The 25,669-nt window shown below is 69.6% G+C and carries 31 protein-coding genes; 11 read left to right on the top strand and 20 right to left on the bottom strand.

The window, feature by feature from the left end:
- The first annotated feature begins 85 nt into the window (after positions 1-85).
- Positions 86-853 (top strand): NAD kinase, encoded by a 768-nt coding sequence (locus BM396_RS23490; RefSeq protein WP_043350190.1) that lies wholly within the window; start codon positions 86-88, stop codon positions 851-853.
- Positions 854-855: 2 nt separating this feature from the next.
- Positions 856-1,338 (top strand): GNAT family N-acetyltransferase, encoded by a 483-nt coding sequence (locus tag BM396_RS23485; RefSeq protein WP_043386084.1) that lies wholly within the window; start codon positions 856-858, stop codon positions 1,336-1,338.
- A gap of 12 nt (positions 1,339-1,350) precedes the next feature.
- Here the strand turns inward: BM396_RS23485 and BM396_RS23480 are convergent, their stop codons facing one another.
- The 6 genes from BM396_RS23480 to BM396_RS23455 all read right to left on the bottom strand — a co-directional run bounded on the left by BM396_RS23480 (position 1,351) and on the right by BM396_RS23455 (position 4,604).
- Positions 1,351-1,551, bottom strand: a complete 201-nt coding sequence (locus BM396_RS23480) for a hypothetical protein (protein ID WP_043350192.1) — start codon at positions 1,549-1,551, stop codon at positions 1,351-1,353.
- A gap of 35 nt (positions 1,552-1,586) precedes the next feature.
- Positions 1,587-1,955: a DUF6481 family protein gene (locus BM396_RS23475; protein ID WP_043350195.1), complete on the bottom strand. Its 369-nt coding sequence runs from the start codon at positions 1,953-1,955 to the stop codon at positions 1,587-1,589.
- Positions 1,956-2,078: 123 nt separating this feature from the next.
- Positions 2,079-2,288: a cold-shock protein gene (locus BM396_RS23470; protein ID WP_010683690.1), complete on the bottom strand. Its 210-nt coding sequence runs from the start codon at positions 2,286-2,288 to the stop codon at positions 2,079-2,081.
- Positions 2,289-2,658: 370 nt separating this feature from the next.
- Positions 2,659-3,786 (bottom strand): beta-ketoacyl-ACP synthase, encoded by a 1,128-nt coding sequence (locus BM396_RS23465; protein ID WP_043386020.1) that lies wholly within the window; start codon positions 3,784-3,786, stop codon positions 2,659-2,661.
- A gap of 7 nt (positions 3,787-3,793) precedes the next feature.
- Positions 3,794-4,273 carry a 3-hydroxyacyl-ACP dehydratase FabZ family protein gene (locus tag BM396_RS23460; protein WP_043386017.1) on the bottom strand — a complete coding sequence of 160 codons (480 nt, stop codon included), beginning with the start codon at positions 4,271-4,273 and terminating at the stop codon, positions 3,794-3,796.
- 22 nt (positions 4,274-4,295) lie between these two features.
- Positions 4,296-4,604: an acyl carrier protein gene (locus BM396_RS23455; protein ID WP_010683687.1), complete on the bottom strand. Its 309-nt coding sequence runs from the start codon at positions 4,602-4,604 to the stop codon at positions 4,296-4,298.
- Between the two features lie 302 nt (positions 4,605-4,906).
- On the opposite strand from BM396_RS23455, the gene BM396_RS23450 reads away from it, so the two are divergent.
- Positions 4,907-6,025, top strand: a complete 1,119-nt coding sequence (locus BM396_RS23450) for an AI-2E family transporter (protein ID WP_043350201.1) — start codon at positions 4,907-4,909, stop codon at positions 6,023-6,025.
- Positions 6,026-6,038: 13 nt separating this feature from the next.
- Here BM396_RS23450 and BM396_RS23445 read toward each other — a convergent pair whose 3' ends face one another.
- Positions 6,039-6,530 (bottom strand): thermonuclease family protein, encoded by a 492-nt coding sequence (locus BM396_RS23445; RefSeq protein WP_244538937.1) that lies wholly within the window; start codon positions 6,528-6,530, stop codon positions 6,039-6,041.
- A 221-nt stretch (positions 6,531-6,751) separates the two neighbouring features.
- Here BM396_RS23445 and BM396_RS23440 point away from each other — a divergent pair, with 221 nt between their 5' ends.
- Positions 6,752-7,012, top strand: coding sequence for a hypothetical protein (locus BM396_RS23440; protein WP_043386011.1), 261 nt, complete (start codon positions 6,752-6,754; stop codon positions 7,010-7,012).
- Positions 7,013-7,058: 46 nt separating this feature from the next.
- Here the strand turns inward: BM396_RS23440 and BM396_RS23435 are convergent, their stop codons facing one another.
- Positions 7,059-7,739 carry a L,D-transpeptidase gene (locus BM396_RS23435; RefSeq protein ID WP_043349444.1) on the bottom strand — a complete coding sequence of 227 codons (681 nt, stop codon included), beginning with the start codon at positions 7,737-7,739 and terminating at the stop codon, positions 7,059-7,061.
- Between the two features lie 171 nt (positions 7,740-7,910).
- Here BM396_RS23435 and BM396_RS23430 point away from each other — a divergent pair, with 171 nt between their 5' ends.
- Entirely contained in the window at positions 7,911-8,351 is a 441-nt protein-coding gene (locus BM396_RS23430; protein WP_043386008.1) for a VOC family protein, read from the top strand.
- Here the strand turns inward: BM396_RS23430 and BM396_RS23425 are convergent, their stop codons facing one another.
- Entirely contained in the window at positions 8,352-8,795 is a 444-nt protein-coding gene (locus BM396_RS23425; RefSeq protein WP_043349450.1) for a cyclic nucleotide-binding domain-containing protein, read from the bottom strand. It lies immediately after the preceding gene.
- 79 nt (positions 8,796-8,874) lie between these two features.
- On the opposite strand from BM396_RS23425, the gene BM396_RS23420 reads away from it, so the two are divergent.
- Complete coding sequence (locus BM396_RS23420; protein ID WP_244538936.1) at positions 8,875-9,690, top strand: thioredoxin domain-containing protein; 816 nt, start codon at positions 8,875-8,877, stop codon at positions 9,688-9,690.
- A gap of 18 nt (positions 9,691-9,708) precedes the next feature.
- On the opposite strand, the gene BM396_RS23415 is transcribed toward BM396_RS23420, so the two are convergent.
- Positions 9,709-9,915, bottom strand: coding sequence for a hypothetical protein (locus BM396_RS23415; protein ID WP_043386005.1), 207 nt, complete (start codon positions 9,913-9,915; stop codon positions 9,709-9,711).
- Positions 9,916-10,158: 243 nt separating this feature from the next.
- On the opposite strand from BM396_RS23415, the gene BM396_RS23410 reads away from it, so the two are divergent.
- Complete coding sequence (locus tag BM396_RS23410) at positions 10,159-10,347, top strand: con-10 family general stress protein (protein WP_043349455.1); 189 nt, start codon at positions 10,159-10,161, stop codon at positions 10,345-10,347.
- A 147-nt stretch (positions 10,348-10,494) separates the two neighbouring features.
- Here BM396_RS23410 and BM396_RS33450 read toward each other — a convergent pair whose 3' ends face one another.
- Together BM396_RS33450 and BM396_RS23400 are read right to left on the bottom strand one after the other, a co-directional pair.
- On the bottom strand, positions 10,495-11,076 hold the full coding sequence (locus BM396_RS33450; protein ID WP_244538935.1) for a hypothetical protein: 582 nt from the start codon (positions 11,074-11,076) through the stop codon (positions 10,495-10,497).
- Positions 11,077-11,325: 249 nt separating this feature from the next.
- Positions 11,326-12,129 carry a response regulator gene (locus BM396_RS23400; RefSeq protein ID WP_043349459.1) on the bottom strand — a complete coding sequence of 268 codons (804 nt, stop codon included), beginning with the start codon at positions 12,127-12,129 and terminating at the stop codon, positions 11,326-11,328.
- A 173-nt stretch (positions 12,130-12,302) separates the two neighbouring features.
- Here BM396_RS23400 and BM396_RS23395 point away from each other — a divergent pair, with 173 nt between their 5' ends.
- The gene (locus tag BM396_RS23395) at positions 12,303-12,650 is read left to right on the top strand and encodes a NepR family anti-sigma factor (protein WP_236952776.1); all 348 of its coding nucleotides are present in this window, start codon (positions 12,303-12,305) and stop codon (positions 12,648-12,650) included.
- A 185-nt stretch (positions 12,651-12,835) separates the two neighbouring features.
- Here BM396_RS23395 and BM396_RS23390 read toward each other — a convergent pair whose 3' ends face one another.
- Positions 12,836-13,012: a DUF1328 domain-containing protein gene (locus BM396_RS23390; protein ID WP_007568853.1), complete on the bottom strand. Its 177-nt coding sequence runs from the start codon at positions 13,010-13,012 to the stop codon at positions 12,836-12,838.
- Between the two features lie 610 nt (positions 13,013-13,622).
- Here BM396_RS23390 and BM396_RS23385 point away from each other — a divergent pair.
- Positions 13,623-14,543, top strand: a complete 921-nt coding sequence (locus BM396_RS23385) for an MBL fold metallo-hydrolase (protein ID WP_043386003.1) — start codon at positions 13,623-13,625, stop codon at positions 14,541-14,543.
- 13 nt (positions 14,544-14,556) lie between these two features.
- On the opposite strand, the gene BM396_RS23380 is transcribed toward BM396_RS23385, so the two are convergent.
- Both BM396_RS23380 and BM396_RS23375 read right to left on the bottom strand, forming a co-directional pair.
- Complete coding sequence (locus BM396_RS23380) at positions 14,557-15,336, bottom strand: DUF1499 domain-containing protein (RefSeq protein ID WP_043349473.1); 780 nt, start codon at positions 15,334-15,336, stop codon at positions 14,557-14,559.
- Positions 15,337-15,403: 67 nt separating this feature from the next.
- On the bottom strand, positions 15,404-17,239 hold the full coding sequence (locus tag BM396_RS23375; protein WP_244538934.1) for an AsmA family protein: 1,836 nt from the start codon (positions 17,237-17,239) through the stop codon (positions 15,404-15,406).
- A 304-nt stretch (positions 17,240-17,543) separates the two neighbouring features.
- Between BM396_RS23375 and BM396_RS23370 the strand changes: the two genes are divergently transcribed.
- Both BM396_RS23370 and BM396_RS23365 read left to right on the top strand, forming a co-directional pair.
- Complete coding sequence (locus tag BM396_RS23370) at positions 17,544-18,284, top strand: CoA transferase subunit A (protein ID WP_043349483.1); 741 nt, start codon at positions 17,544-17,546, stop codon at positions 18,282-18,284.
- A 24-nt stretch (positions 18,285-18,308) separates the two neighbouring features.
- Entirely contained in the window at positions 18,309-18,971 is a 663-nt protein-coding gene (locus BM396_RS23365) for a 3-oxoacid CoA-transferase subunit B (protein WP_043386002.1), read from the top strand.
- A gap of 268 nt (positions 18,972-19,239) precedes the next feature.
- On the opposite strand, the gene BM396_RS23360 is transcribed toward BM396_RS23365, so the two are convergent.
- The 5 genes from BM396_RS23360 to BM396_RS23340 form a co-directional block, all read right to left on the bottom strand.
- Positions 19,240-19,533, bottom strand: coding sequence for a formate dehydrogenase subunit delta (locus BM396_RS23360; protein WP_043349488.1), 294 nt, complete (start codon positions 19,531-19,533; stop codon positions 19,240-19,242).
- A gap of 9 nt (positions 19,534-19,542) precedes the next feature.
- A complete protein-coding gene (gene fdhF, locus BM396_RS23355; RefSeq protein WP_043349489.1) occupies positions 19,543-22,416 on the bottom strand; it encodes a formate dehydrogenase subunit alpha in 2,874 nt (957 codons plus the stop codon).
- Between the two features lie 10 nt (positions 22,417-22,426).
- Positions 22,427-23,986: a formate dehydrogenase beta subunit gene (locus tag BM396_RS23350; protein ID WP_043388084.1), complete on the bottom strand. Its 1,560-nt coding sequence runs from the start codon at positions 23,984-23,986 to the stop codon at positions 22,427-22,429.
- Positions 23,983-24,456 carry a formate dehydrogenase subunit gamma gene (locus BM396_RS23345; protein WP_010684574.1) on the bottom strand — a complete coding sequence of 158 codons (474 nt, stop codon included), beginning with the start codon at positions 24,454-24,456 and terminating at the stop codon, positions 23,983-23,985. Before BM396_RS23345 ends, BM396_RS23350 begins: the two co-directional genes overlap by 4 nt.
- A 459-nt stretch (positions 24,457-24,915) precedes the next feature.
- Positions 24,916-25,572, bottom strand: a complete 657-nt coding sequence (locus BM396_RS23340; RefSeq protein ID WP_043349495.1) for a glutathione S-transferase family protein — start codon at positions 25,570-25,572, stop codon at positions 24,916-24,918.
- Positions 25,573-25,669 lie beyond the last annotated feature (97 nt).

Genomic DNA, 25,669 nt, shown 5'->3' with positions numbered 1-25,669 from the left:
CAACCGGGCGGTTCGCTCATCAGACTGGAGCCGTGACGTGAACCCTGAGGCGATTTTGACGCGCCTGCGCGGCTGCGCCTGAGCCATGGCGCTCTTCCAGAAGATCGCCTTCGTGGCGAGTCCGACCGGCCATGCCCGCGAGGCCGCCGCCGCCCTGATGCGTCGCTACGATCACGTCCCGCCCGAGGAGGCGGACGTCGTGGTGGCGCTCGGCGGTGACGGCCTGATGCTGCAGGTGCTCCACCGCTTCATGGACAACCCGAAGCCGATCTACGGGATGAACCGCGGCACGGTCGGCTTCCTGATGAACGAGTTTCGCGACGACGACCTTCTGGAGCATCTGGAGACGGCGCATCGCAGCGTCATCCACCCGCTGGTGATGGACGTCCTCGACACCGAAGGCCGCTCCCACCGGGCGCGGGCGATCAACGAGGTCTATCTGCTGCGCCAGACCCACCAGACCGCCAAGCTGAAGATCGCCGTCGACGGCAACGTCCGGCTCGACCTGCTGATCGCCGACGGCGTACTCGTCGCCACCGCGGCGGGCTCGACCGCCTACAACCTGTCGGTCGGCGGCCCGATCCTGCCTCTGGACGCCAAGCTGCTGGCACTGACGCCGATCTCGGCCTTCCGCCCCCGGCGCTGGCGCGGCGCGCTCCTGCCGGATTACGCCCGCATCCGGATCGACGTGCTCGACGCGCCCCACCGCCCGGTGGCGGCGGTCGCCGATCACACCGAGTTCCGCCGCGTCTGCACCGTGGAGACATCCCTCGACCGCGCCACCGAACTCGTGCTGCTCCACGATCCCGGCCACAGCCTCGACGAGCGCATCCTGCGAGAGCAATTCGGGTGAGCCTGGACATCAGACCCGCGCGGGCGACCGATCACGCGGCGATCACCCGCATCATCGTGCCGACCATCCGGGCGGCAGAGACCTATGCCCTCGACCGCGACCTCGGCGAGGCCGAAGCCCTCGCCTACTGGACCGGACCGGACCGCGAGACCTTCGTGGCGGAGGAAGCGGGGACGGTGGTCGGCACGTATTACCTGCGCGCCAATCAGGCGGGCGGAGGCGCCCACGTCGCCAATTGCGGATTCATGACGGGGGAGGCCGCGATCGGCCGCGGAATCGCCCGCGCCCTGTGTGCGCATGCCCTTGATCGGGCGCGGACGCGCGGTTTCACGGCGATGCAGTTCAACTTCGTGGTCAGCACCAACGTCCGAGCCGTCCGGCTATGGGAAAGCTTCGGCTTCGCCGTGGTCGGACGGCTGCCGGGCGCCTTTCGACACCCGGACCTCGGGCCGGTCGATGCGCTGGTGATGTTCCGGACGCTCTGAGGTGCGCCCGGATCAGGGCTGCGCAGCCGCGACGAGGTCGCCTTCGCGGATCGCCCGCTCGCCGGCCTTCGTGCGGATCCGGTAGCTCGGCTCGCCGGTCTGATCCTGCGGCATGAGCCGCAGGACCTCGAACACCTCGACCTCGCCCGCTTCGCCGGGGGTCCCGAGCCGGGGCCGGCAGACACGCTGGCCGATCTTGAACTTGTGGGACATGCCGGGCTCCTGGAGGGTGTTGCCGCTGCCGCGCCTCAGCGCTTCTTCTGCGCTTTCGCCTTGCGGGCGAGATAGCGAGCGTCGCGCTGGGCCTTCTGTTCGGCCTGGAGAGCCTTGGCGCGCTCCTGCGCGGCCAGCTGCTCGGCGTGCTTGCGCTCGATTTCCGCGAGACGCTCGGCCTCGGCCAGGGCAGCGGCGCGCTCGAGCTCGGCCTGACGCTGGGCGGCGCGTTCGGCCGCACGGGCCTCGCGGGCATCGACCACGGCGCGGCGGGCGGATTGGCGAGCCAGGACCGTGGGATCATCGGCAGACGGGCGCGCCCGGAACCGGGCCAGCATCTCGGACCGCGCCTTCGCGGCGGTCTCCAGACGATCGACGACACCCTGATTCTTCAAAAAGCTCACAGACACTCCTGGATCGGGCGCGGCGAAGGCCGTCGCCCACGAGAGAAAGGCAAGGAAAGAGAATGCAGATACGAAGAAGCCGCTCCAAGGGAGCGGCTTCGACAGAAACGCCTAGGACGGCGATCAGGCCGTCTGGAGCTGACCGGCGGACTGCTTGCCGCTGCGACGGTCGGTCTCCAGCTCGTAGGAAACCTTCTGGCCTTCGTTCAGGCTGCGCAGGCCGGCGCGCTCGACGGCCGAGATGTGAACGAACACGTCCTTGCCGCCGTCATCCGGCTGGATGAAGCCGTAGCCCTTGGTCTCGTTGAACCACTTGACGGTTCCGGTGCTCATGGAAGTCCTTGATCTTCGCAGGCATAGTGAGGAATGGCACCCGCTCATGCGAGAAGGCGCCGGCATCGACCGATAGCGATAGGAAAGTCAGAACCGCCCTGCGAAGGCGTAACGGTCCAAGATATCCGGACACGTGCCGATACGGCTTAAATAAACCGCCGGCGGTTTTTTGGCAAGCGCAGGGAAATATTTCACCCGGCAACAGGCCCGCCGATGCGGGAAATTCTCAGCGGAAAATGCGGTTGACCAACGCCAGAACGGCCGCGAGAACAACGAGATAAGGGAGTTCAATGCGGCGTGGGCGCATGAAGTCTGTGGTTACGGCCGCACGAACTAGCGCCGTCGGCACGCAGGCACCGGACGGGCTTGCTCAGGCCGGAACGAGGCGCAGAACACCCTCGCCGCGCCGATGGCCGACGGCGGTCACCGCGACCTCGCGGGCGCTGCCGCCGGCGACGAGGGCGGCCCCGAGCGCCGTTCCGAAGGGTGCCGCCACTTCGAGCCCGTGCCCGATCACGTCCCCGAGGGCGCGCAGCCGCGCGCCGGGCGCGAGACGGGCCAGCGCATCGTGCTCTTCCGCGGTGATCGGCGCGACTCCGGTGGCACCGGACAGGACGTGATCGGGGCCCGAGAGGCCGGCCTGTCGCCAGAGGGCCTCGAGGCTGTCGGCGACGCTGCCAGGCGTGCGCCGGGTCCGGTCGCTCGCCACCGTCTCAAGCCGCGCCAGGGCACGGGCACCGCGGGCGGCCGCATGCGCAGCCGATTCCAGCATCAAGAACGCTGCGCAGCTACCGAGGATGAAGCCGCCCGCCTCGCCGCGCGCGAAGACCGGGCGGTAGGCGTCGCGGGCGAGGTAGCCGCCCATCTCGTGGATGACCAGAACGTCCGGCCGCTCGGCGCTGTAGGAGCCGCCGACCAGGATCGCATCGATCTGGCCCGAAGCCACCCGCGCCTGGGCGATCCGCAGGGCGTCGACCCCGGCGGATTCCTCGCCCATGAAGGTGCGCGAGGCGCCCGTCACCCCGTGCACGATGGCGATGTTGCCGGCGAGCAGGTTCGAGAGCTGAGCGAGGAACAGGGTCGGCCGGAGGTCGTTCTGCAGCCGCTCGTTCAGGTAGGCGCCCGGATCGGCGGCGTCCCGCAGGCCCGTGAGGATCGCCCCGTCCGCCGCGTAATCGCGCTCGCCGCCGCCCGCCGCCACGACGAGATGGAGCGCCTGCTTGAAGGCGGCCTCATCCTTCACGCCCGCGGCGTCGAGGGCGAGGCCGGCGGCGTAGACGCCGAGCCGCTGCCAGGCCTCCATCTGCCGCTGGTCGCTGCGCTTGGGAATCTGGCCGTCCCAGGCGATCGCCGGCGCCGGATGCACCGGGTAGGGCGCAAAGGTCTCGCTGTCCGTGCGCGGAGCCGCCTCCCCGGCGAGGGCGGCCAAGTGGGCGTCGACGCCTTCACCCACGCAGGAGACGAGGCCGAGGCCGGTGACGACGACGGGGCGGCTCATGGCTGACTCAGGGCTCGCGTTCGGCCGGCGCCGAATCGGGAAACAGGCCGATCGTCCGCGCCCGCTCGCGCATCGGCGCGTCGAGGCCGTCCGGGAACGGCATGGTGCGGAAGCGCAGCTCCGCGTCGCACAGCGCCTTGCCGTCGTGGCTGATCGCCGCCTTGGTGACCGCGTAGCCCGAGCCGTCATGCTCCAGGTGCGCCGTGACGAGGAGGTTCGCCCCGGGGCCCACGAAGGACCGGAAGCGGGCCTTGTCGACGCCGGTGAGGAACGGCATCCGGGCGAAGTCGAGATGGGCAAGCACGAGGTAGCCGGAGGCCTGCGCCATCGTCTCGGTGAGGAGGACGCCCGGCACCAGGGGATGGCCGGGGAAGTGCCCTTCGAAGACCGGGCTGGCCATGGGCACCCGGGCGAGCGCCTCGATGCGGCCGGCGGCCCGATCGAGGAGCCGCACGGAGTCGATCATCTCGAAATATTCGAGGCGCATGATGGGTCGGATCGGCCTGCGTTCAGACCTTGGCGGCCTTCTCGGCCACGAGGCCGTCGATGCGCGCGCAGAGGTTCTTGAGGACGAAGTACTCCTCGGCCGGGACCTTGCCCTCGTTGACCTCCTGGGTCCAGCGCTCGAGCGGCAGCTTGATCCCGAAGGCCTTGTCCACCGCGAAGGCGATGTCGAGGAAGGCGAGGCTGTCGATGCCGAGGTCGTCGATGGCGTGGCTCTCGGGCGTGATCTTGTCCCGCGGGATGTCGGCGGTCTCGGCTATGATGTCGGCCACGCGCTCGAAGGTGGCGCTGCCGTGGGCGGGCTCGTCGGACATGTCTTCTCGCGGGCTGTTCGAATTCCGGATCGGTCGTGCGGGAGCCCCCTCGCCGCCCGGGCGGCCCGGCGGAAACGCCCCGTGCGGCCACCCTACGCGTATACGGGCCCTCGTACGCGGCCCCGTCGAATGGCGGCGACCTCTACACGAGGGTGTCAGGGGCGGCAACCGCGGCGCTTCCCCGGCGTTTCAGCGCCTGTCCACAAGCGTGCGCCGCCGGGTGCGCGGACGCGCATGTGCGCCGATTGCGCCGACCCTAGCTTGACGGCGAGAGGACCGCGCGTCCTCAGGAGAACAGACGGATGCCACCGATCACCAAGCCCGCCGCTCCGCCGGCGCGGATCGAGACGCCACCCCTCCCGCCACAGGAGCGGGCGCGCTCCCAGGGTGCGGCTCGCGTCCTGCTCGTGCTGACCCTGTCGGCCCTGGGTCTCTGGATCCTGCACGAGTTCCTGCCCGCGCTGGCCTGGGCGGTGGTGCTGGCGATCGCCCTGTGGCCAGTCTACACGCGGCTGGAGCACCGCTTCCCGCCGGGGAAGCACAACATCCTGCTGCCCACGCTGATGACGGCGGCGGTGGCGCTGGTCTTCCTGGCGCCGCTGGCGATCCTCGGCGTCCAGGCCGCCCGCGAGGCCCATGACGTGGCCGAGTTCGTCCGCAATGCCGAGGCGAACGGCATCCCGGCGCCGGAATTCCTCCAGCACCTGCCCTACGGCGCCGCGCAGGCGACTGCGTGGTGGAACGACAATCTCGGCCACGCGCAGGCGGGCTCGGACCTGCTGCGCCGGTTCGAGAACAATTCCGTGCTCGGGGCGTCGCGCAATGTCGGCCGCGAGGTGGTGCACCGGATCGTGCTGTTCGGCTTCAGCCTCGTGGCCCTGTTCTTCCTGTTCCGCGACTGGCGGACGGTGCGGGACCAGTCGCTGACCGCCTGCCACCGGCTGTTCGGCCCGCGCGGCGAGCGCGTCGCCCGCCAGATGGTGGCCTCCGTGCACGGCACCGTCGACGGGCTCGTGCTGGTGGGCCTCGGCGAGGGCTTCGTGCTGGGGATCGTGTACCACTTCGCGGGGGTACCCCACCCCGTGCTGCTCGGCGCCTTCACGGCGGTCGCGGCGATGATCCCGTTCGGAGCCGCCGTGGCCATCGCCATCGCGGCGCTTCTTCTGGTTGCGGCGGGTTCGGTGACGGCGGCTTTGGTGGTGGCTGCGGCGGGTTTCGTCGTGACCTTCGTCGCCGACCATTTCATCCGGCCGGCTCTGATCGGCGGCACGACGAAACTGCCCTTCCTGTGGGTGCTCCTCGGCATCCTCGGCGGCGTCGAGACCTTCGGGCTGCTCGGCCTGTTCGTCGGCCCGGCGGTGATGGCCGCCCTGGTCCTGCTGTGGCGGGAATTCACCGAGGGGCAGGACGCGACGGCCTGAGCCGCCGGACCCGCTAGTCGGCCGCGCTCGCCCCGGCCGTGGCCTCGACCCGGCGCCGATCCTGGCGCCAATCGGCCGGCTTCTCGAAGGTGCCGGCCCAGATGCCGCGGCGGGTCGCCCAGGCGTGCCCCTCGTGGCGGACATAGGTGGGCGTCACGTGGCGGCTGGCCAGCGCCAGGCCCTGGCCGACCATCCAGGCGGACAGATCCTCGCCATGGACATGGCAGATCCCGGTGACACGCCCGGCGACGGCTCCCTCCCGCCGCTCGCAGGTGACGACGCCGCCGTCGATCCGCGCGCGCAGGGCCTGCGCGGCCTCGCGGCCGCAGCGATATTCCAGGCCCTTGGCGCTCTCGCAGCTCTGCGCGGTCTCGGGGGCGTCGATGCCGTATAGGTGGATGCGCGTCCCCTGCACCTCGATCGTGTCGCCGTCGATCACGGTCGCCGGACCGCTGATCGTCCCGGCCGCGGCCGCAGGGCCGCACAGGAGGAGCAGGGCAAGCATCGGTCTGATCATCACGGAACTGTCCACGCGGGAGGCAAGGCGTCGAAGAAAAGCGGTGTGAGGGCCGTCACGCTGCACGACCAATGTGGCGAATTTGTCGGGCGACCGGAGGGACGGCGCTTCCCCGGCTCCGACTTTCTCCCGTCGTGGTTGCGAAAGCGTTCCGACCCTGCGTGCGGGCTGCGCCAAGGAACGGCGCCCCGGAGCCGTCGTTGTATCGCATGAGCTTTCTCAAGACCCTGCTCGCCGGCTTGGCCCTGAGCGCGGCCCTTCTCACCTGGATCGGCCTCGCGATCGGGCCGGAAGGACCGGCCGCCCGTACGAGCCCGGGGCTGACCACGGCCGCGGTCCTGGCGAGCGACGGCATGGTACGGGACGGCGCCCCGCGTGACCCGGCGCTGGATCGTGAGGGTCTCGGCCGTCTCGCGCGCCACGCCTCCGAAGAGGCGCGCGACGCCGCCTCTGTGAGGCCGGCCGGCTGACCGCCGCCTTTGCGCGTCGCAGCCGACGTCGGGGGAGCCAGACCGATCAGGTCCGGTATTGGCCGTTGCGCTTGACGAGAACGCGGGTTCCCACCGGCACGCGCTCGTAGAGGTCCGCGATGTCTTCGTTCAGCATCCGGACGCAGCCCGACGACATCTGCTCACCGATGCTCCAGGGCTCGTTGGTGCCGTGGATCCTGAACAGGATGTCGCGGTTGCCCTGGTACAGGTAGAGCGCGCGGGCACCGAGCGGGTTGTCGACGCCGCCCTTACGGGTCCGTGGCAAGTCGGGATGGAGCGAGACCATCGTGGCCGTCGGGCTCCAATCCGGCCAGACACCCTTGCGTCCGACCCGGGCCTCGCCCTTCCAGGAGAAGCCTGCCTTGCCGACGCCGACGCCGTACTGCATCGCCGTGCCATCGGCCTGAACAAGGACAAGCTGGCGCTTGTCGATGTCGACGACGATGGTGCCGGGTTGCTCGGGGCCGTTGTAGCTGACCTGCTGCCGGCGATATTTGGGGTCGAGCCGCTGGGTATCGACGAGGGGAATGTCGAAGGGCTTGTCGGGCTTTGCGCCGATGTACCAAGCGGATTCGTCGTCCTGCGCGACCTGGACCGGACGGGTCTGACAGGCCGCCAGCGGCGCGATCGCCACCACGGCGAGGAGGATCCGCGAGAGGGCGATCCGGCGCAGGCGGCTCCAGGCCGATGGAAGCGTGGCGATCATAGGTCCTGTCGTGCGGGATACGGTCGTCGCGCCATGCCTACCGCCTCAGCGCCCGTGACGATGTAGCTTTTCCGCCGCAGCGGATCGCGTGCGGGCGGCTCGCGCGGCCACGGTTGCGCCCTAATTCAGAATCGCGGCAACGCTCTATTGCGGCCGGCGCGGAGGTGAAGGATGCCCGAGACCCAAACTCTTCCGACCGAGGCGACGACCGCACCCGAGGTCCCGCTCAGCCCGGCGATACACCTCGACCACTGTGTGATCCACGTCAGCGACTGGGCCCGATCCAATGCCTTCTACCGGGATGTGGTGGGCGCCGAGATCATCGAGCGCGGCCCAGGCTTCGCCTACCGGTTCGGCGGCGTCCAGCTCAACTGCCATGGCCCTGGCGTCGAGGCGGTGCCCGTGGCGGCCAAACCCGTCCAGCCCGGCAACAGCGATCTGTGCTTCCGCTGGTCGGGTCCGATCGAGGCGGCGATCGCGCATCTCGAGGCAGCCGGCATCGTGGTGGAACTCGGGCCGGTGGAGCGGCACGGCGCCGCGGGTCCCGGCCAGAGCGTCTATTTCCGGGATCCGGACGGGTCGCTCCTGGAATTCATCACTTACGCAGCGTGATCAGCCGCGGCTCTCGGCCAGCGCCTGATTGGTCTGCTCCAGCCGCAAGGCCAGGACGCGCATCAGGGCGATGCTGATCTGGGGAAACTGTGCGAGCAGTTCCAGGAAGACGCCCCGGTCGATGCGCAGGGCGGTCACCGCGGATTGCGCCGTCACGGTGGCGGACCGGGGCTGCTCGGCCAGGATGCCCATCTCGCCGACCAGGGCATCCTGGCCGAGCAACGCCAGCCGCACCGGGCCGGCGGGGCCATCGATGCTGACCTCCGCGGTGCCCGAGAGGATCACGTAGGCTGCATCCGCCACATCGCCGCGGGCGAAGAAGCGTTGCCCCGGCTCGAAATGCACCCGCTCGCTGGTGAAGGCCAGAAGCTTCAGGCGCGACGGTTCCACCTCGCGGAACAGCGGCACCTGCTTCAGGGAGGAAACCTCGGTGTCGAGGGTCATTCGGGGGCTCCGCGACGGGTCTCACGCCCAGGACGGCGGGGCCGGACGGGCCCGTATATCCATGCGGTTCGTCAGGCACTTGTCCAGCCCTGCACTGGACGCAACTTGGCGGTGTGGTCTCGGCGCCCTGCTGGCACTCGGCCTCATCCTGGGGTCGAGGCCGGCCGCAGCCCGGCTGGTCCAGGCCGATCTCGCCCGTGTCGCGGTCACGCCGCCCCCGGGGGCCCGCGTCCCGCTCGACCTTGCGGTCACCGATGCGCGCACCGGGCAGCCCACCACCCTGGGCAAGGCCCTCGACGGTCGGGCCGCCCTGCTGCTGCCCGTCGATTACACCTGCGGCAATGTATGCGACCCGATGGTGTCGATGTCGGTGGAGGCCCTCGCGGCGACAGGACTCCCGCGGGACGATTACGGGCTCGTCCTGGTCGGGATCGACCCGCGCGACGATCCCGCGGCCGCGCGCCGCATGCTCGCGGATACGCTGGGAGACAGGGATGCATCGGCCCGCCCCCGGGCGCTGATCGCCTCGGACACGGCCCTCTCGCGCCTCACCGGCGCCCTGGGCTATCAGGCCGTCTATGATGCCGGTACCGACAGCTTCGCCCATCCGGCGGCGGCCATTCTTCTCGCCGCCGACGGCCGGGTGGCACGGGTGCTGTCGCCCCTCGCCCTAACCGGGCGGGATCTCCGCCTCGCCCTGACCGAGGCCGGCGAAGGCCGGGTCGGCAGCCTCGCCGACCGGCTCACCCTGCTCTGCTACGGTTACGATGCCGCACGGGGTCTCTATACGCCGCTCATCCAGCGGATCCTGACGGGGGCCGGGATCGTCACCATCCTGGCGATCGCCCTTCTGATCGCCGCCCTGACCCGCCTCACGCACCGGCGGCAGGCTTGAAGGCGGCTTCGGCCTGGATCAGCGCTCGGTCGAGAGGCCCTGGCGCCCGGGAGCGGGCGCTTCGCGCTTGAGGCTGGCATTCAGATGGGCTGAGTCGGTGGGCTCCTCACGGGTGGTCGGCGTGGCGGAATCTTCCGGGGCCGGCATCGGCGGCATCGGCGGCGTGTTCGGCCGCTCCGTCGCCGTGCCCGGGACAGGATCCTTGACCATGTTGCGGTTCGTCATGCGCGATACCCCATCTCATTCCGCGGTCGCACTGTCGCACCGCCTCCCGGACCAAGTCGCCGTGGCTCCGGTCATGCCGACACGGCCGCGGATGTCGACCAAGGTCGAACGTCGACCAACGCCCGACACAAGTCCGGGTTGCTGCCAAGCTTAGCTGGCGGAAGCTTGAGCAGGTCTCGGGATAGGAACCTTGGTTATTGCTGAAGGTTGTTGCGGGGTGAAGCGAAGCCTGAGGAGGAACTGATGGCATCCGGAAATTCGACCTCGAAGCGGGGCTTTGCCTCGATGAACCTCGAGCGGCAGCGCGAGATCGCCAGCAAGGGCGGCCGCAGCGTGCCGGCAGAGAAGCGTTCCTTTTCGCAGGATCGCGAATTGGCTTCGTCCGCCGGTCGCAAGGGCGGTCAGTCCACGGGGACAGGCCGGGCCGAGTGAGGCATCGGCTCACGCGTATCGCGTAGCGGCGCCGCGTCTTCGGACCGGCGCCGTTTTCGTTTCAGCAATGCCAACACGGCACACCAACGCAAAAGGCCCCGCCATGGTGACGGGGCCTTTTGCGTTACGGGATCCGGGGGGCAACGATCAGGAAATGCAACGCCCGGGGCTCATGCGGCGCGCCTCGGGCCCGACCAGGGAGCTCAGAGCCGTCTCGCAGCCTTCGCGGACCATACGCCGGGGCGGCTGACGCAGGATCGGCTTGATCTCCAGATCCTGAGCTTCCCCTGCGACCGGGGCAATCCGACCGTCGGCCTTCTGAACGCCCGCGACCCGCGTCGGGCTGAGCGCGATGGAGACTGGCCGCATCCCCGGCAGCGGAATCTGCGCCGTCTGGGCGGTGGGCACCGGGGGCACCCAACGATCCGCCGTGTCGCGCACGACCGGCTGGACGAGGACGGTGAGAAGAGCGGCAGGAGCACTCACGCCCAGGAGGAAACCAGACCGCAGCATTGCCCCGACCTCATGCGAGAGCTTGACAGGATGTTCGTATAACGCGCCCTGCAATCGCAGGTTCCTAGACTGTGACGCGCCTACGTATCCTGAGTATTCGATGACAGCCCGGCCGTTGGTGCGGCGGCGCACGCCCACAATCCACACCATCCACATGTGGCCAAAAGGCCACCGCATCAGAAAACGTGCGTTTGCTGGAACCTCCCGGTCCGGCATCCGTTTTCTCTGCACCCGGCCACCTGGTCCTCCCCGCATTCCCCTTGTGCATCGGCCGGAACCTTCGCGACGGGCTGGAGACTTCTCCGGCCCGTTTTTTTGCGCCTGCATCCGGGATGTCCGGGTCTCCGGCACGGACAACAAAAAACCCCGGCGCAAGCCGGGGTTTTTGTCGTCATCGAGGCTCGGAGGCGGCCTGGGACCGGTTCAGCCCGGCGAGAACCGCCGAGCCCGGCTCAGGCCGTCCTCTCAGGCCGTCTTGGCTTCGCGCCGACGGGCCGTCTGCTGGAAGAACAGCGCCTGGCTGATCACCGCCGAGACATTCGCCGGCTGGAAGGGCTTCGCGATGAGGAAGGCGGGCTCGGGACGCTCGCCGGTGAGGAACCGCTCCGGATAGGCCGTGATGAAGATCACCGGGACCTCGAAGGTCTTCAGGAGATCGTTCACGGCATCAAGACCCGAGGAGCCGTCGGCGAGCTGGATGTCCGCCAGGATCAGGCCGGGACGCTTACCCTCGCCGGCGATCTTGATCGCCTCGGTGCGGGTGCGGGCGACGCCGATGACATTGTGACCCAGACCCTCCACGAGGGCCTCGAGATCCATCGCGATCAGCGGCTCGTCCTCGATGATGAGGATCTCGGTCGCCATGTCGGCGGCCAGCTCGCGGCCGGCCTCGTCCACGAGGTCACGGACCTCGGAGACGTCGACGCCCAGGATGATGGCCGCATCTTCCTCGGAGAAGCCTTCGAGGCAGGAGAGCAGGAACGCCTGCCGCGGCAGCGGCGTGATCTGGCCGAGACGGACCTCCGCCGGCAGATCGTGCTGAACCTGCTCGCTGCGGCCGTTCACCGAGAGCGAATTCCAGATCCGCGTGAAGACACGGAACAGATCGGCCTTGATGTTGGTGCTCCGGCCGAGCGTGTCCGGTTCGTTGACGAGGGTCTCCAGGGTGGCGGCGACATACGCGTCGCCCGCCACTTGGCTACCCGTGAGCGCCCGCGCGTAGCGGCGCAGGTACGGCAGGTGCTGTACCACGAGTTGCGATGTCGACATTCGATCCCCTGTGCCTCGCCGTGTTGCCCGGCCGCGAACGCCTCGGTCCTTTACCGAAGTCCTGCCGGGGCCGGCTTGTGTCCTGCGCAGCCTACCGCCCAACGCGGAGGCCCGCACTCCGTTCCACCCCCCGGCGGAACCGATCCCGGCGGGCAGGCGTTGCCGCCGCAGCCATGGCGTATGTCGAGCCGCAGCACAATGCGGCCGAGCCGACTTCGGCAACAAGGGGCCTATTGATGGTGGACCAGGGAAAGGAGGGAGGTCTTCGCGCGCGCTATTCGCATGCCGAGACTGTCTCGAATCGCTCGTCGGAGGGCCAGGACGGCGCCGTCGATCAGCAACCTTTCGACACCCCTGACCAGACCACCGGCCACCGGACCAAGAACGGCCTGAGCGACCAGACCCGCAATCGTATCGCGACGCAGCTGCGCGCGATGTACGACACGGTCACGCAGCAACCGGTGCCCGACCGCTTTGCCGAACTGATCGCGAAGCTGGACAGCGCCGACCGCAAAGCCTGACGGTCGAGAGCCCTCGACCCCGGATCCAGCGGACGCCCATCCCTATACCCCCGCCTCGGCCAGACGGAACCGTCTCGAGCCCAGTATGCGGACCGACACGACGGAAAAAGCCGCCGCACGGGGCGGCGGCTTTTCATCGCGCCGTGCGCCGGCCCGGGATCGGGGCCGGCGTCTCCGGTCGTTCCTCAAAGTGTCGGCGAGCGGCCCCGCATCAGTCCCACGACCGCCGAGATCGCAAAGAGGACGATGGCCACGAAGAATACCAGCTTGGCAGCTTCCATCGCCGTGCCGGCGATGCCGCCGAAGCCAAGCAGAGCGGCCACGAGGGCGACGACGAGAAAAGTTACGGCCCAACCGAGCATCGTTCAGATCCTTCGAAAGTCTCAACGCGGGCGGGCCGCGTCGTTCTGAACACGAAAACGCCAAGGTTTCGCTCCGGTTCCGCCCCGATCGCGAAGTCCCCTGGGGAGCGGGGGGTTCGTGCGCTGTCCGCGTCAAGGGGTGACGGAACGAGACAGGGGCGCTAGCGTTCGAAGAGAGGTCTCCAGGCTCGATCCGGGATTTGCGATGCTGCAATCTGCCAAGAGTGCCGTTCGATCGAAGGCCGCCGCGCTGGCGGTGCGCCTCGCCGATCTCGTCGATAGAACCGGCGATGCCTTGCGCGCGGCAGCGCTCGGTCTCCTGCCGGCACCGGCGCCCGTACCGGTCCGCGTGCGCGCTCGACAGACCCGCCGCCAGGGCTGACGTCCTTCGTCGCGGTCTGGCCCGTAAGCGTCACGCCCAGACCGACGGCCGCCTCCAGGGGGCGAGGTCGGTGCAGGGGCGGTCATCCGGTCTCAGAGCGCGTCTGCGACATCGGAACTTGCCGGACGCGCGGGGAATGCCCGGAACGTCGGATCGCGGTCTCCGGGCCGATTGCCACGCGGCGTCGAACCGTCCAAGGAAGCGCCGTGTCGATCGCATGGGATCGCGATGGCGGACGCCGACGAGAACAGCCTGACCTTCGATCGTTCGATGCCCCCAGCCGGGCGGCTGGAGCCGGTCGCCCCGTTGATCCGCCGCCGGGTCGCGCCGAACGGCGGCCCCTTCACGGCGAGCGGCACCTGCACCTACGTGGTGGGCCAGGATCGCGTCGCGGTGCTCGATCCGGGCCCGGATGATCCGGTGCATATCGAGGCGCTGCTTCAGGACCTCGCTGGGGAGCGTGTGGAGGCCATCGTGGTCACCCACACCCACCGTGATCATTCTCCGGGCGCGCGGCTCCTCGCTGCCCGCACCGGCGCGCCAATCGTCGGATGCGGGCCACACAGGGCCGCACGCGCGCTCTCGGAGGCGGAAGCGCCGATGCTCGACGCCAGCGCAGACCGGGCTCACGCTCCCGAGCGGATCATGGCGGAGGGCGATTCCGTGTCCGGTCGAGGCTGGACCCTCGTGGCCGTCGAGACCCCCGGCCACACGATGAACCATCTCGCCTTCGCGCTGCCGGAAGCGCAGGCGCTGTTCTCGGGGGACCACGTCATGGCGTGGTCGACCACGATCGTGGCCCCGCCGGACGGCGCGATGCGGGCCTACATGGACTCCCTCGACAAGCTGCGCGGGCGCGACGAGACCGTGTACTGGCCGGGCCATGGCGGACCCGTATGCGAGCCCGCCCGGTTCCTGCGCGGGCTGGCCGGGCACCGCCGCCAGCGCGAAGCGGCGATCCGCGCGCGTCTGGCGGCCGGGGACAGGCGGATCGCCGACATCGTCGCGGCGATCTACCAGGGGCTCGATCCCCGTCTCCGCGGCGCCGCGGCGCTGTCGGTCTTCGCCCATCTGGAGGATCTTGTCGGACGCGGCCGCGCGACCTGCGACGGCGCCCCCCGGCTGGACGGCACCTACGCGCCGGCCTGAGGGACGCGACGGGTCACTTCACCGCGAGGGCGAGGTTGGCGACGTCGTCGAGATAGGCCCGGATCCGGTCCGCGTTGCTGCCGAAATCGCGGCCGCTGAGGCGCGAGGCCGAGCGCACGTCGATCCGCGCCCCGTCCGCGCGGGGGCGGATGCGCACGGTGACGTCGCCGGGAAGGTTGAGGATCAGACCGCGGGCCACGGCCTCGATCCGACCGTTCCCGGTGCGTCCCCCCGGCCGGATCGCCTCGACGATCTGCCAGTGCCGCTTCAGCGCCGCCTGCCGGGCGAGTTCGAAGGCCTCGTCGGCGCCGATATCGAGGGTCAGGGGCGCGATCTGCGGATAGGCGCCGCGCTGGCGCTCGCGGATCGCGGGGCCGGGATCCGCCGGGTAGCGGCCGCCGCGCGCCGCGAAGGCCGCCCGCGAGCGCGAGAAGGCGGGTGGGTTGTCGATGTCGGTGGTGATGTCGGACAGCGCCGGCAGCCGCAGGCTGCGCAAGCCCAGGAAAGCGGGATAGCCGAGGACCGCCAGCGCGAGGATCAGCCCTGCGAGGGCGGCCCCGAGACCGCGAGCCCCCTCGCGCCAGACCCGCACGAAGGCGAAGACCGCAGCCGCCGCGGCGAGCACCGCGACCCCGAACCCGGCCACCAGGGCCGCGAGCGCCGCGTCGGTGTCGGCACGCGGGTCCCGGACCAAGATCAGGGCGATGCCGGTGGCGATGACGGAGAACACGGCGAGCCGCCGGGCCAGAGGCCCTGCGCGGGTGACGGGTTCCTCGATGAGCAGGCGGCGCATGGGGATCATGACGGCGATCGGGATCCGATCTTAGAGCTTGGCCGGGGCCGGCGCCAACGCGCGACCGTCACGGCGCGAAGGCACGGACACTGCCGGGCAGGCCGAGGGTGGCGGGCAATTTGAGAGGATCGGGCAGCATCGCATCCCCGATCCGGCCGGCCGGATCGGACGGCTCGCTGTGGGCGGCCGTCTGAGCCGTCAGGGCGTTCCAGGGGCCCGTCACCGCGAACAGGATCCCGCGGGCGGAATCGCCGGGCGGCCGCAGGACGAGATCGCCCCTGGCGTCGAGTCGCCGTTCCGGCAGCGACACCTGGCCGTGAAGGGTGGCGCCGACACTCGGCCCCAGAAGACCCGACTCGGCGATCTCGCCGACACCGTCGACGAAGCGCAGCGTCACCACGGCCCGCTCGAACGCGGTCCGGCCGTTCCGGCGCGCCAGAGCTCCGGACGCCACGGCACCGTTGCGGTGGACGACGTCGGCGAGATCGAGGCCCGCGATGGCGCCGCCATCCATGGCGAGCGTGGCCCGTCCGCCGAGATGCGCCAGGAGGCCGACCGTGTCACGCGCCCTGGATTCGAGGGCGAAATGCCCCTGGACGGGCCCGACCACCCAGCGGGCCGCGCCGATCTCGCCGAGGAGCGCACCGAGATCGACGCGGTCGAGGCTCCCCTGGGTGCGCAGCTCCGTCGCGGCCGGATCGGTCCCGCTCGTCAGGTTCACGCGCCCCTTGAACGTGCCGTCCTGGATCCGGGCCCGGTTCACCGCGACCTCAAGGGCGGTATCCCGCACCAGGATGCTCGCCGCCAGATCCTGCACCCGAACGGCGCCGGCGCGGCCCTCCGCCGCCGACAGGCGGAGGTCGAGGTCGCCCTGCGTGAGCGGCGCCAGGGCGACGGATACCGGGGCGGGATCGAGGAGCCGGGTCAGATCCTCGACGAGCGGCGTGAAGTCGAGGGTCTCGGCCGCCAGGGTCGCCTGCACCGAGAGGCGCGGCGCCTTGCCGGGTCCGAAGGCGACGGCGCCGGCGCCTTCCAGCACGTTCTGACCGAGGCCGATGCGCAGGCTCGGCCACGAGATGGACCGCTCCGCCGTCTCGAACCGGCCGTCGATCGAGAAGGCGCCGGCGAGCGGCGCCAGCGGCACATCACGGCCGATCCAGGCCAGGCTCTCCGGCAGGGATCGCGTCTCGAACCGGACCTGCCCGGACAGGACGGGCAGCGCGTTCCCCTCCGCGGGCGGCGCCACCGTTCCGTCCGCCGCGAGGCTGCCGTCCGGCCACGTGACCTCCGCGGTGAACGGGCTGCGGCGGCGCTGGGCCAGCTCGGCCGGACGCAGGTGGGTCAGGGTGATCCGGGTCGGCACGCCCCGCCACGTGAAGCTGGCGCGGCCCTCGGCGGTCTTGCCCCAGAGCGGCCACGCGATGTCCAGGTCGATGTCCCGGGCCGTGTCGCCGGCGGCGAGGCGCGCGTCGCGCACGACGATGCGGCGTGGCCGAGCCGTCTCGCCGGACCGGGCCTGCTCGGCGAGGCGCGCGAGGGGGGCGTCCCAGCCGGCGGGGTCATCCGACAACCGCGCGCCCTCCAGGCGAAGCCCGCTCACGGCCGCGCGCCCGCCGAGGAGGCTCAGCGGGTCGAGGTCGATAGTCAGGCGGCCCGCATCCGCCAGGACCGGGCCGTCGGAACCGGCGGCGAGCCGGACGCGGTCGAGGGTCAGGCGCGGCCAAGGCAGCACCGCGACGCTCGCGGGGCCCTGCAGCGTCAGGCCCAGGCCGTAGGCGTCGAAGGCGCGGCGCGCGTAGGCCGTGACCCGGCCGTCCTCCAGGGGCCAATCGCGCAGGCCGAGGCCGGCCGCGATCAGGCTCCCGAGAGCGAGGACGAAGATCGGGCGGCGCAGCGACATCATGCTCCGAAGGGGCGGCGGCTGTAACCGGAAGCCGGGCGCCGCGCCGGCCCCTCGGGCTGCCGCGGCCCGGCAGGGTCTGCACGTCGAGTGGGCAATTTAGCGTCCTTGGCCGGCTTTGTCTGCCGCGCCCGCGCAGGGCCGCCCTGCCCTCCCCAACGCAGTGCCGGTTACGGATCGCCCGCGTCCGCGCGGACCGGTGCGGCGCACCACTGGATTTCACGCGCGGAATCGGGGAGAGCAGGCGCGAGGACACGCACTTCCCAAGGTTTCGGCCGGTCGGGTCCGGCGGGAAAAGGACGGTTCGATGAAGAAGGTCTACACGGATGCCGCCGCGGCCCTGGCCGGCCTCCTGCACGACGACATGATGGTGATGTGCGGCGGCTTCGGCCTCTGCGGCATCCCGGACGAGCTGATCGAGGCGGTGCGCCTCTCGGGCGTCAAAGGTCTCACCGTCGTCTCGAACAATGCCGGCATCGACGGGGTCGGCCTCGGCAAGCTTCTGGACACCCGTCAGGTCCGGAAGATGATCTCGTCCTACGTGGGCGAGAACAAGGAATTCGCCCGCCAGTATCTCGGCGGCGAGCTGGAGATCGAGTTCAACCCGCAGGGCACGCTCGCCGAGCGGATTCGCGCCGGCGGCGCCGGCATCCCGGCCTTCTTTACCAAGACCGGCGTCGGCACCAAGGTCGCCGAGGGCAAGGAGGTCCGCGAGTTTGATGGCGAGCACTACGTCATGGAGCGCGGCCTGTTCGCCGACCTCGCCCTGGTCCACGCCCATACGGGCGACACCGAGGGGAACCTGCGCTACCGGATGACCGCGCGCAACTTCAACCCGATGATGGCCACCGCCGCCAAGATGACGGTGGCGCAGGTCGAGCATCTCGTGAAGCCGGGCGAGATCGATCCGGACACGATCCACACGCCCGGCATCTTCGTGAAGCGCATCGTCGACGTGGGCGTGCGCGACAAGCGCATCGAGCAGCGCACGACGCGCAAGCGCAACGATGCGACCCCGGCCGCCGCGGCCGGCGGCGGCACGCACTGACCGGACGGGAAGGGAGCGAGAACGATGGCCTGGACCCGCGAGCAGATGGCGGCGCGCGCCGCCAAGGAGCTGGAGGACGGCTTCTACGTGAACCTCGGCATCGGCATCCCGACGCTGGTGTCGAACTACATCCCCGAGGGCATGTCGGTGCAGCTCCAGTCGGAGAACGGCATGCTGGGCATGGGCCCCTTCCCCTACGAGGGTGAGGAGAATCCGGACCTGATCAACGCCGGCAAGCAGACGATCACCGCGCTTCCGACGACGAGCTACTTCTCCTCGGCGGATTCCTTCGGGATGATCCGCGGCGGGCACATCAACCTGTCGATCCTCGGCGCCATGCAGGTGGCCGGCAACGGCGACCTCGCCAACTGGATGATCCCCGGCAAGATGGTGAAGGGGATGGGCGGCGCCATGGACCTCGTGGCCGGGGTGAAGCGCGTGGTCGTGGTGATGGAGCACGTCGCCAAGAACAAGGACGGCACCGAGAGCCCGAAGCTGCTCAAGGCCTGCGACCTGCCGCTCACCGGAACCCAGGTGGTCGATCTGGTGATCACCGATCTCGGCGTGTTCGCCATCGACAAGAAGGGCGACGGCGGCATGACGCTGATCGAACTCGCCGACGGCGTCACCGAGGACGAGATCCGCAAGAAGACCGAGGCCGACTTCACGGTCGCCCTCAAGAACTGACATCCGCAGGCCCGGCGACCGACGTCGCCGGGTCCAACGGGGCGATGGCCGCCCAGATTGGGCGGCCATCGCATGACGGCGCGGGCGCCCTTCAGACGCGCCCGATGTCGGCGCACCTCGTCAGCGCCAGCCCCCCTTCACGCATCGGCACAGGCCAGACGCGAAACGCCCCCCTCTCCCGGTCGGAAGAGGGGGGCGTTTCGCGTGATCCTTTGCCGCTCCGCTCCGGCCGGGTCAGAGCCCGAACCCTCCGACCTGTGCCGATCGGTCAGCCCGCGTCGCTGGCGCCCGCGCCCGCGAGTTGCGGATCCCGGGTCGCGGGCCGCACCGGGCTGTCGGCCGCCGGCTCCTCGCCCTGCAACGCCCGCCGCACGTAGCTGTCGACCCGGTCGCCCTGCTCCGGGAGGGCGGCCTCGAGATGCGCGATCATCTTGGGCGTCCAGAACGCCTTGATGTGCTTCTGGACCCCGGCGACCGCCTCCTCCTCCGGGTAGGACCGGAAGAAGGTGGCGATCTGGTTGGCCATGCGGACGAGCTTGTCCGCCTGCGTCACGGCACTCATCGGATACTCTTACTCCGCCGCGTCGAGCGCAGTGCCCTGGGAATTGGCGATCCGGGTCAGGGAGAAGTCCTCCTCGTAGAACTTCGCCTGCCAGTCGGACGGCCGGTTGGTCCGCCGGACCTGCACCGCCGTCACCTTGTACTCGGGGCAGTTGGTCGCCCAGTCCGAGTAGTCGGTGGTGATGACGTTGGCGCCGGTCTTGGCGTGGTGGAAGGTCGTGTAGACCACGCCCGGCTGCATCCGCTCGGAGATCTTGGCCTTGAGGGCGATGTCGCCCGAGCGGCTCTCCAGAGCGACGAGATCGCCGTCGACGATGCCGCGCAGCTCCGCGTCGAACGGGTGGATCTCCAGCACGTCCTCCTCGTGCCAGCGCGAGTTCTCGGTGCGCCGGGTCTGCGCGCCGACATTGTACTGGGACAGGATCCGGCCCGTGGTGAGGATCAGCGGGAACTTCGCCCCCGTCCGCTCCTCGGTGGCCACGAACTCGGTGATCATGAACCGACCCTTGCCGCGGACGAACCGGTCCACGTGCATCATCGGCGTCCCGAGCGGCGCCTTCTCGTTGCAGGGCCACTGCACCGAGCCGAGCTCGTCGAGCTTGGCGTAGGACACGCCGGTGAAGCTCGGGGTGAGCGAGGCGATCTCGTCCATGATCTCGGACGGGTGGCTGTACTCCATCTTGTAGCCCAGCGCGTTGGAGAGCAGCACCGTGCCCTCCCAGTCGCCGTAGCCGCCCATCGGGGCCATCACCTTGCGGACCCGCGAGATGCGGCGCTCGGCGTTGGTGAAGGTGCCGTCCTTCTCCAGGAACGAGGCACCCGGCAGGAAGACGTGGGCGTATTTGGCGGTCTCGTTCAGGAACAGATCCTGGACGACGATGCACTCCATCGCCATCAGGCCCGAGGTGACGTGGTGCGTGTCCGGGTCGGACTGCGCGATGTCCTCACCCTGGATGTACATGCCCTTGAACGAGCCCTCGACGGCCTCGTCGAGCATGTTGGTGATGCGCAGGCCCGGCGCGTTGTCGAGCTTGGCGCCCCAGAGGGCCTCGAAGCTCTCGCGGGTGGCGTCGTCCGAGACGTGGCGGTAGCCGGTGAGCTCGTGCGGGAACGAGCCCATGTCGCAGGAGCCCTGCACGTTGTTCTGGCCGCGCAGCGGGTTCACGCCGGCGCCGAGCTTGCCGATGTTGCCGGTGGCCATGGCGATGTTGGCCATGCCCATCACCATGGTCGAGCCCTGGCTGTGCTCGGTGACGCCCAGACCGTAGTAGATGCCGGCCGCGCCGCCCTTGGCGTAGAGCCGGGCCGCCCCGCGGACTTCCGCCGGGTCGAGACCGGTGAAGGGCTGCTGGCTCTCCGGGGAGTGCCGCTCATCGGCGATGAACCGGGCCCAGGACTCGAACTCGGCGAGGTCGCAGCGCTCGCGGACATAGGCCTCGTCGATCAGCCCCTCGGTGACGATCACGTGCGCCAGCGAGTTGATGAAGGCGACGTTGGAGCCGGGCTTCAGCGGCAGGTGATAGTCGGCCTTGATGTGGGGCGACTTCACGAGGTCGATCTTGCGCGGATCGGCGACGATCAGCTTGGCGCCCTGACGCAGGCGCTTCTTCATCCGCGAGCCGAAGACCGGGTGGCCGTCGGTGGGATTGGCGCCGATCACCAGGATCACGTCGGAATGCTCCACCGACTTGAAGTCCTGTGTGCCGGCCGAGGTGCCCAGCGTCGACATCAGGCCGTAGCCGGTCGGCGAGTGGCAGACGCGGGCGCAGGTATCGACGTTGTTGTTGCCGAAGGCGGCGCGCACGAGCTTCTGGACGAGGTAGGCCTCCTCGTTGGTGCAGCGCGACGAGGTGATGCCGCCGACCGAATCCTTGCCGTACTTGGCCTGGATCCGCTTGAACTCGGAGGCCGCCCGGTCGATGGCCTCCTCCCAGGAGACCTCGCGCCACGGATCCGTGATCTTCTCGCGGATCATCGGCTTGGTGATGCGGTCCTTGTGGGTGGCGTAGCCGTAGGCGAAGCGGCCCTTCACGCAGCTATGGCCCTCATTGGCCTTGCCGCCCTTGTAGGGGACCATGCGGACGACGCGCTCGCCCTGCATCTCGGCCTTGAACGAGCAGCCGACGCCGCAATAGGCGCAGGTCGTCACCTCGGCGTGCTCGGGCTGGCCGTACTCGTGGATCGACTTCTCCTGAAGGGTCGCGGTCGGGCAGGCCTGCACGCAGGCGCCGCAGGAGACGCATTCCGACTCGAAGAAGTTGGTCGGGCCGGCGGCCACGCGGCTGTCGAAGCCGCGGCCCGCGATGGTCAGCGCGAAGGTGCCCTGCACCTCTTCGCAGGCGCGCACGCAGCGGTTGCAGACGATGCACTTCGACGGGTCGTAGGTGAAGTACGGGTTCGACTCGTCCTTCGGCAGATACTTCTCGGCGCTCGGCTTGACGTGGTTGTCGCCGTCATAGCCATAGCGGACGTCCCGCAGGCCGACGACGCCGGCCTGCGTCTGCAGCTCGCAATCGCCGTTGGCCGCGCAGGTCAGGCAGTCCAGCGGGTGATCGGAGATGTAGAGCTCCATCACGCCCTTGCGGAGCTTGGCGAGCTTCTCGTTCTGCGTGTGGACGACCATGCCGTTCTCGGCCGGGGTCGTGCAGGAGGCCGGGGTGCCGCGCCGGCCCTCGATCTCCACGAGGCAGAGGCGGCAGGAGCCGAACGGCTCCAGGCTATCGGTGGCGCAGAGCTTCGGGATCTGCGTCCCGGCATGCATCGCCGCCGCCATCACCGAGGTGCCCGCCGGCACCGTCACAGACATGCCGTCGATCGTCAGCGTGACGGTCTGTTCCGCCACGCGGATCGGCGTGCCGTAGTCGATCTCCTTGATCAGGCCCATCGACGCCTCCTTACTCGGCCGCGGCCGGCAGATCGCCGGCGCGCCTGAAATCCTCGGGGAAATGGGTGATCGCGCTCATGACGGGCATCGGGGTGAGCCCGCCCATGGCGCAGAGCGACCCGTCGGTCATGACCTCGCAGAGGTCCTCGACCAGCTTGAGATTCGCATCCGGCCGGATGCCGGCGATGACCTTGTCCATGGTCTCGACGCCGCGGGTGGCGCCGATGCGGCAGGGGGTGCACTTGCCGCAGGACTCGGTGGCGCAGAACTCGAAGGCGAAGCGGGCCTGGGCGGCCATGTCGACGGTGTCGTCGAACACCACGATGCCGCCGTGGCCGACGAGGCCCTTCTTGGCCGCCATTGCCTCGTAGTCGAGGGGCGTGTCGAGGAGATGGTCGGGGAAGTAGGCCCCGAGCGGCCCGCCGACCTGCACGGCCCGGACCGGCCGACCCGAACGGGTGCCGCCGCCGAAATCCTCGATCACCTGCCGGAGTGTGATGCCGAAGGCCATCTCGATCAGGCCGCCGTGCTTGATGTTGCCGGCGAGCTGGATCGGCAGGGTGCCCAGCGAGCGGCCCATGCCGTAATCGGCATAGGCCTTGGCGCCGTTCTCCAGGATCCACGGCACGGCCGTGAAGGTCATGACGTTGTTGACCAGCGTCGGCTTGCCAAGGAAGCCCTTCAGCGCCGGGATCGGCGGCTTGGCGCGGACGATGCCGCGCTTGCCCTCGAGGCTCTCCAGCAGCGAGGTCTCCTCGCCGCAGATATAGGCGCCGGCGCCGAGGCGCACTTCCAGATGGAAGGTCTTGCCCGAGCCCAGGATGTTCTCGCCGAGCACGCCGGCGGTCACGCCGTTGGCGATGGCCTCCTTCAGGGTGGCAAACGCCTGCGGGTACTCGGAGCGCAGGTAGATGTAACCGCGGGTGGCACCAGTCGCGACGGCCGCGATGGTCATGCCCTCGATGAGGTTGAAGGGGTCGCCCTCCACCATCATCCGGTCGGCGAAGGTGCCGGAATCGCCCTCGTCGGCGTTGCAGACCACATACTTCTGGTCCGCCTTGGCGAGCATCACGGTGTTCCACTTGATGCCGGCCGGGAAGCCGGCACCACCCCGGCCGCGCAAGCCGGAATCGCGCACCGCCGCGACGATGCCCTCGGCATCGAGCTTCAGCGCGGCTTCGAGGCCGCGATAGCCGCCATGAGCCCGGTAATCGTCCACGGAGACCGGATCGATCACGCCGCAGCGGTGGAAAGTCAGCCGCTGCTGCCGGGCGAGGTAGGGGATTTTTTCAGGATCACCGAGGCGCAGGGTATGGTCACCGCCGGTGGCGAGGCCGGCATCCAGAAGGGCGTCGATATCCGCCAGCTTGACCGGGCCGTAGGCGACGCGCCCCTCGGGCGTGCCGACCTCGACCATCGGCTCCAGCCAGAACAGGCCGCGGGAACCGGTGCGCACGATGGTGACGTCGAGACCGCGGCGTTCGGCGCCGGCGAAGAGGGCGCGGGCGACCTTGTTGGCGCCGAGGCCGAGGGCGACGGCATCGCGGGGAATGTAGAGGGTCACGCTCACTGGCGCACCTCCGTCAGTGCAGCTTCGAGGGCGTCGGCGGTCAGGTGCGCGACGGGCTCACCGTCCACCAGCGCGGCGGGACCGTTGGCGCAGAGGCCGAGGCAGTAGACCGGCTCCACCGTGGCGCTGCCGTCGGCGGTGGTCTCGTGCCAGCCGCAGCCGAGGCGGCCGAGGATCTCGCGATGGAGCTTGTCGGAGCCCATGGCCTGACAGGCCTCGGCCCGGCACAGCTTCACCTCGTGGCGGCCGGCGGGGTGGGCGCGGAAATCGTGGTAGAAGGTGATGCAGCCGTGCACCTCGGCGCGCGACAGGTTCAGCGCGTCCGCGATCAGCGGCACAGCGCCGGAATCCACGTAGCCGAACGTCTCCTGCAGCGCGTGCAGGATCGGCAGCGTGGCCCCTTCGAGATGGGTGTGTTCGGCGATGATCCCGGATGCGCGCTCCGCGCTCCAGGGCTCGTGACGCGCCATGGTTTCCAGCCCAGTCTGTTCCTGTTCTAATGCGAAGAGGAACAGAAATGCCGGTTGGCTTCAATCGCGCAGTCCGGTCGCTCGACAAAGGACGTTTGTCGAGCTGTAACCCGGCCGACCGCGCCCCGGCCGATTCCGGCTAATTCTTTGTCAGAAATTCATTTTTTGAATCGGAGCGGTGACGGACTACATCTGCGTGCGGCGCAACATGAATTTGTGCCCTGCAATAAATTGCATCCACACGGTGAATCTGCTCGATCGTCCGCCTCTGCCTTTCCGAGCGGCGCGAGCCATGCACCTCCGCGACGCTGGCCCGTGTCCCGTCACCTGGATCGTTGGGTGCGTGAGTCGCCGTCGTACGGCGGCGACTGGGAGCGACCGAAGGAGGGCGTCCGGGTTGCCTGCGCGCCCCGCTCGCAGGGACGACCTGCGCAGGCCGGACGCCAAGCAGGCGGCTCGTCAGAACTCCATCTCCAGTTCTTCGATCTCGTCCGGCTCGTCGGCAGCGGCTTCCGCCCATTCCACCATCAGCGGCCAGTGCAGGATCGTGTCGCGGTAGGCGGCGGCGCGGGGCGGCAGGGCGACGTCGTAGGTGCGGAAGCGGGTGCAGACCGGGGCATACATGGCGTCCGCCAGGCACGGTCGCGCTCCGAACAGGTACGGCCCGTCGTAGCGGTCCAGGCAATCGTCGAAGATCGTCACGATACGCTCGATGTCGGCCTTCGCGCCGTTGAACACCCGGAAGTCAGGGTGGAAGGCACGCAGGTTCATCGGCAGGGCCGAGCGGAGATTGACGAAGCCGGAATGCATCTCGCCGGAGATGGACCGGCAATGGGCGCGCTCCGCCGCGTTGCCGGGAAGGAAACCGGCCGCGGGAAAAGTCTCGGCGAGGTATTCGGCGATGGCCAGGGTGTCCCAGACGACCACGTCGCCGTGGCGCAGGCGCGGCACCAGGAACGACGGCGACAGGTGCAGCAGCTCCGCCCGGCTGGTGGCATCCGTGCCGGACAGGACCTCGGTCTGGAAGTCGAGACCGGCCATCCGGCAGATCAGCCAGCCCCGCAGCGACCACGAGGAATAATTGCGGCTCGAGATGGTGAGCGTAGCGGCCGTCATCGTCCTGCCCCGGGGCGCGTCGCCGATCATGCGGTCTGCGAAGCCCGATCCAAGACTCGTGCCGAATGGGGCGGGCGAATCGCTACCGCCCCCAATT

Source organism: Methylobacterium sp. UNCCL125 (assembly GCF_900116795.1).
Lineage (GTDB): Bacteria > Pseudomonadota > Alphaproteobacteria > Rhizobiales > Beijerinckiaceae > Methylobacterium > Methylobacterium fujisawaense.
This window is presented reverse-complemented; position numbering and strand designations above follow the sequence as displayed.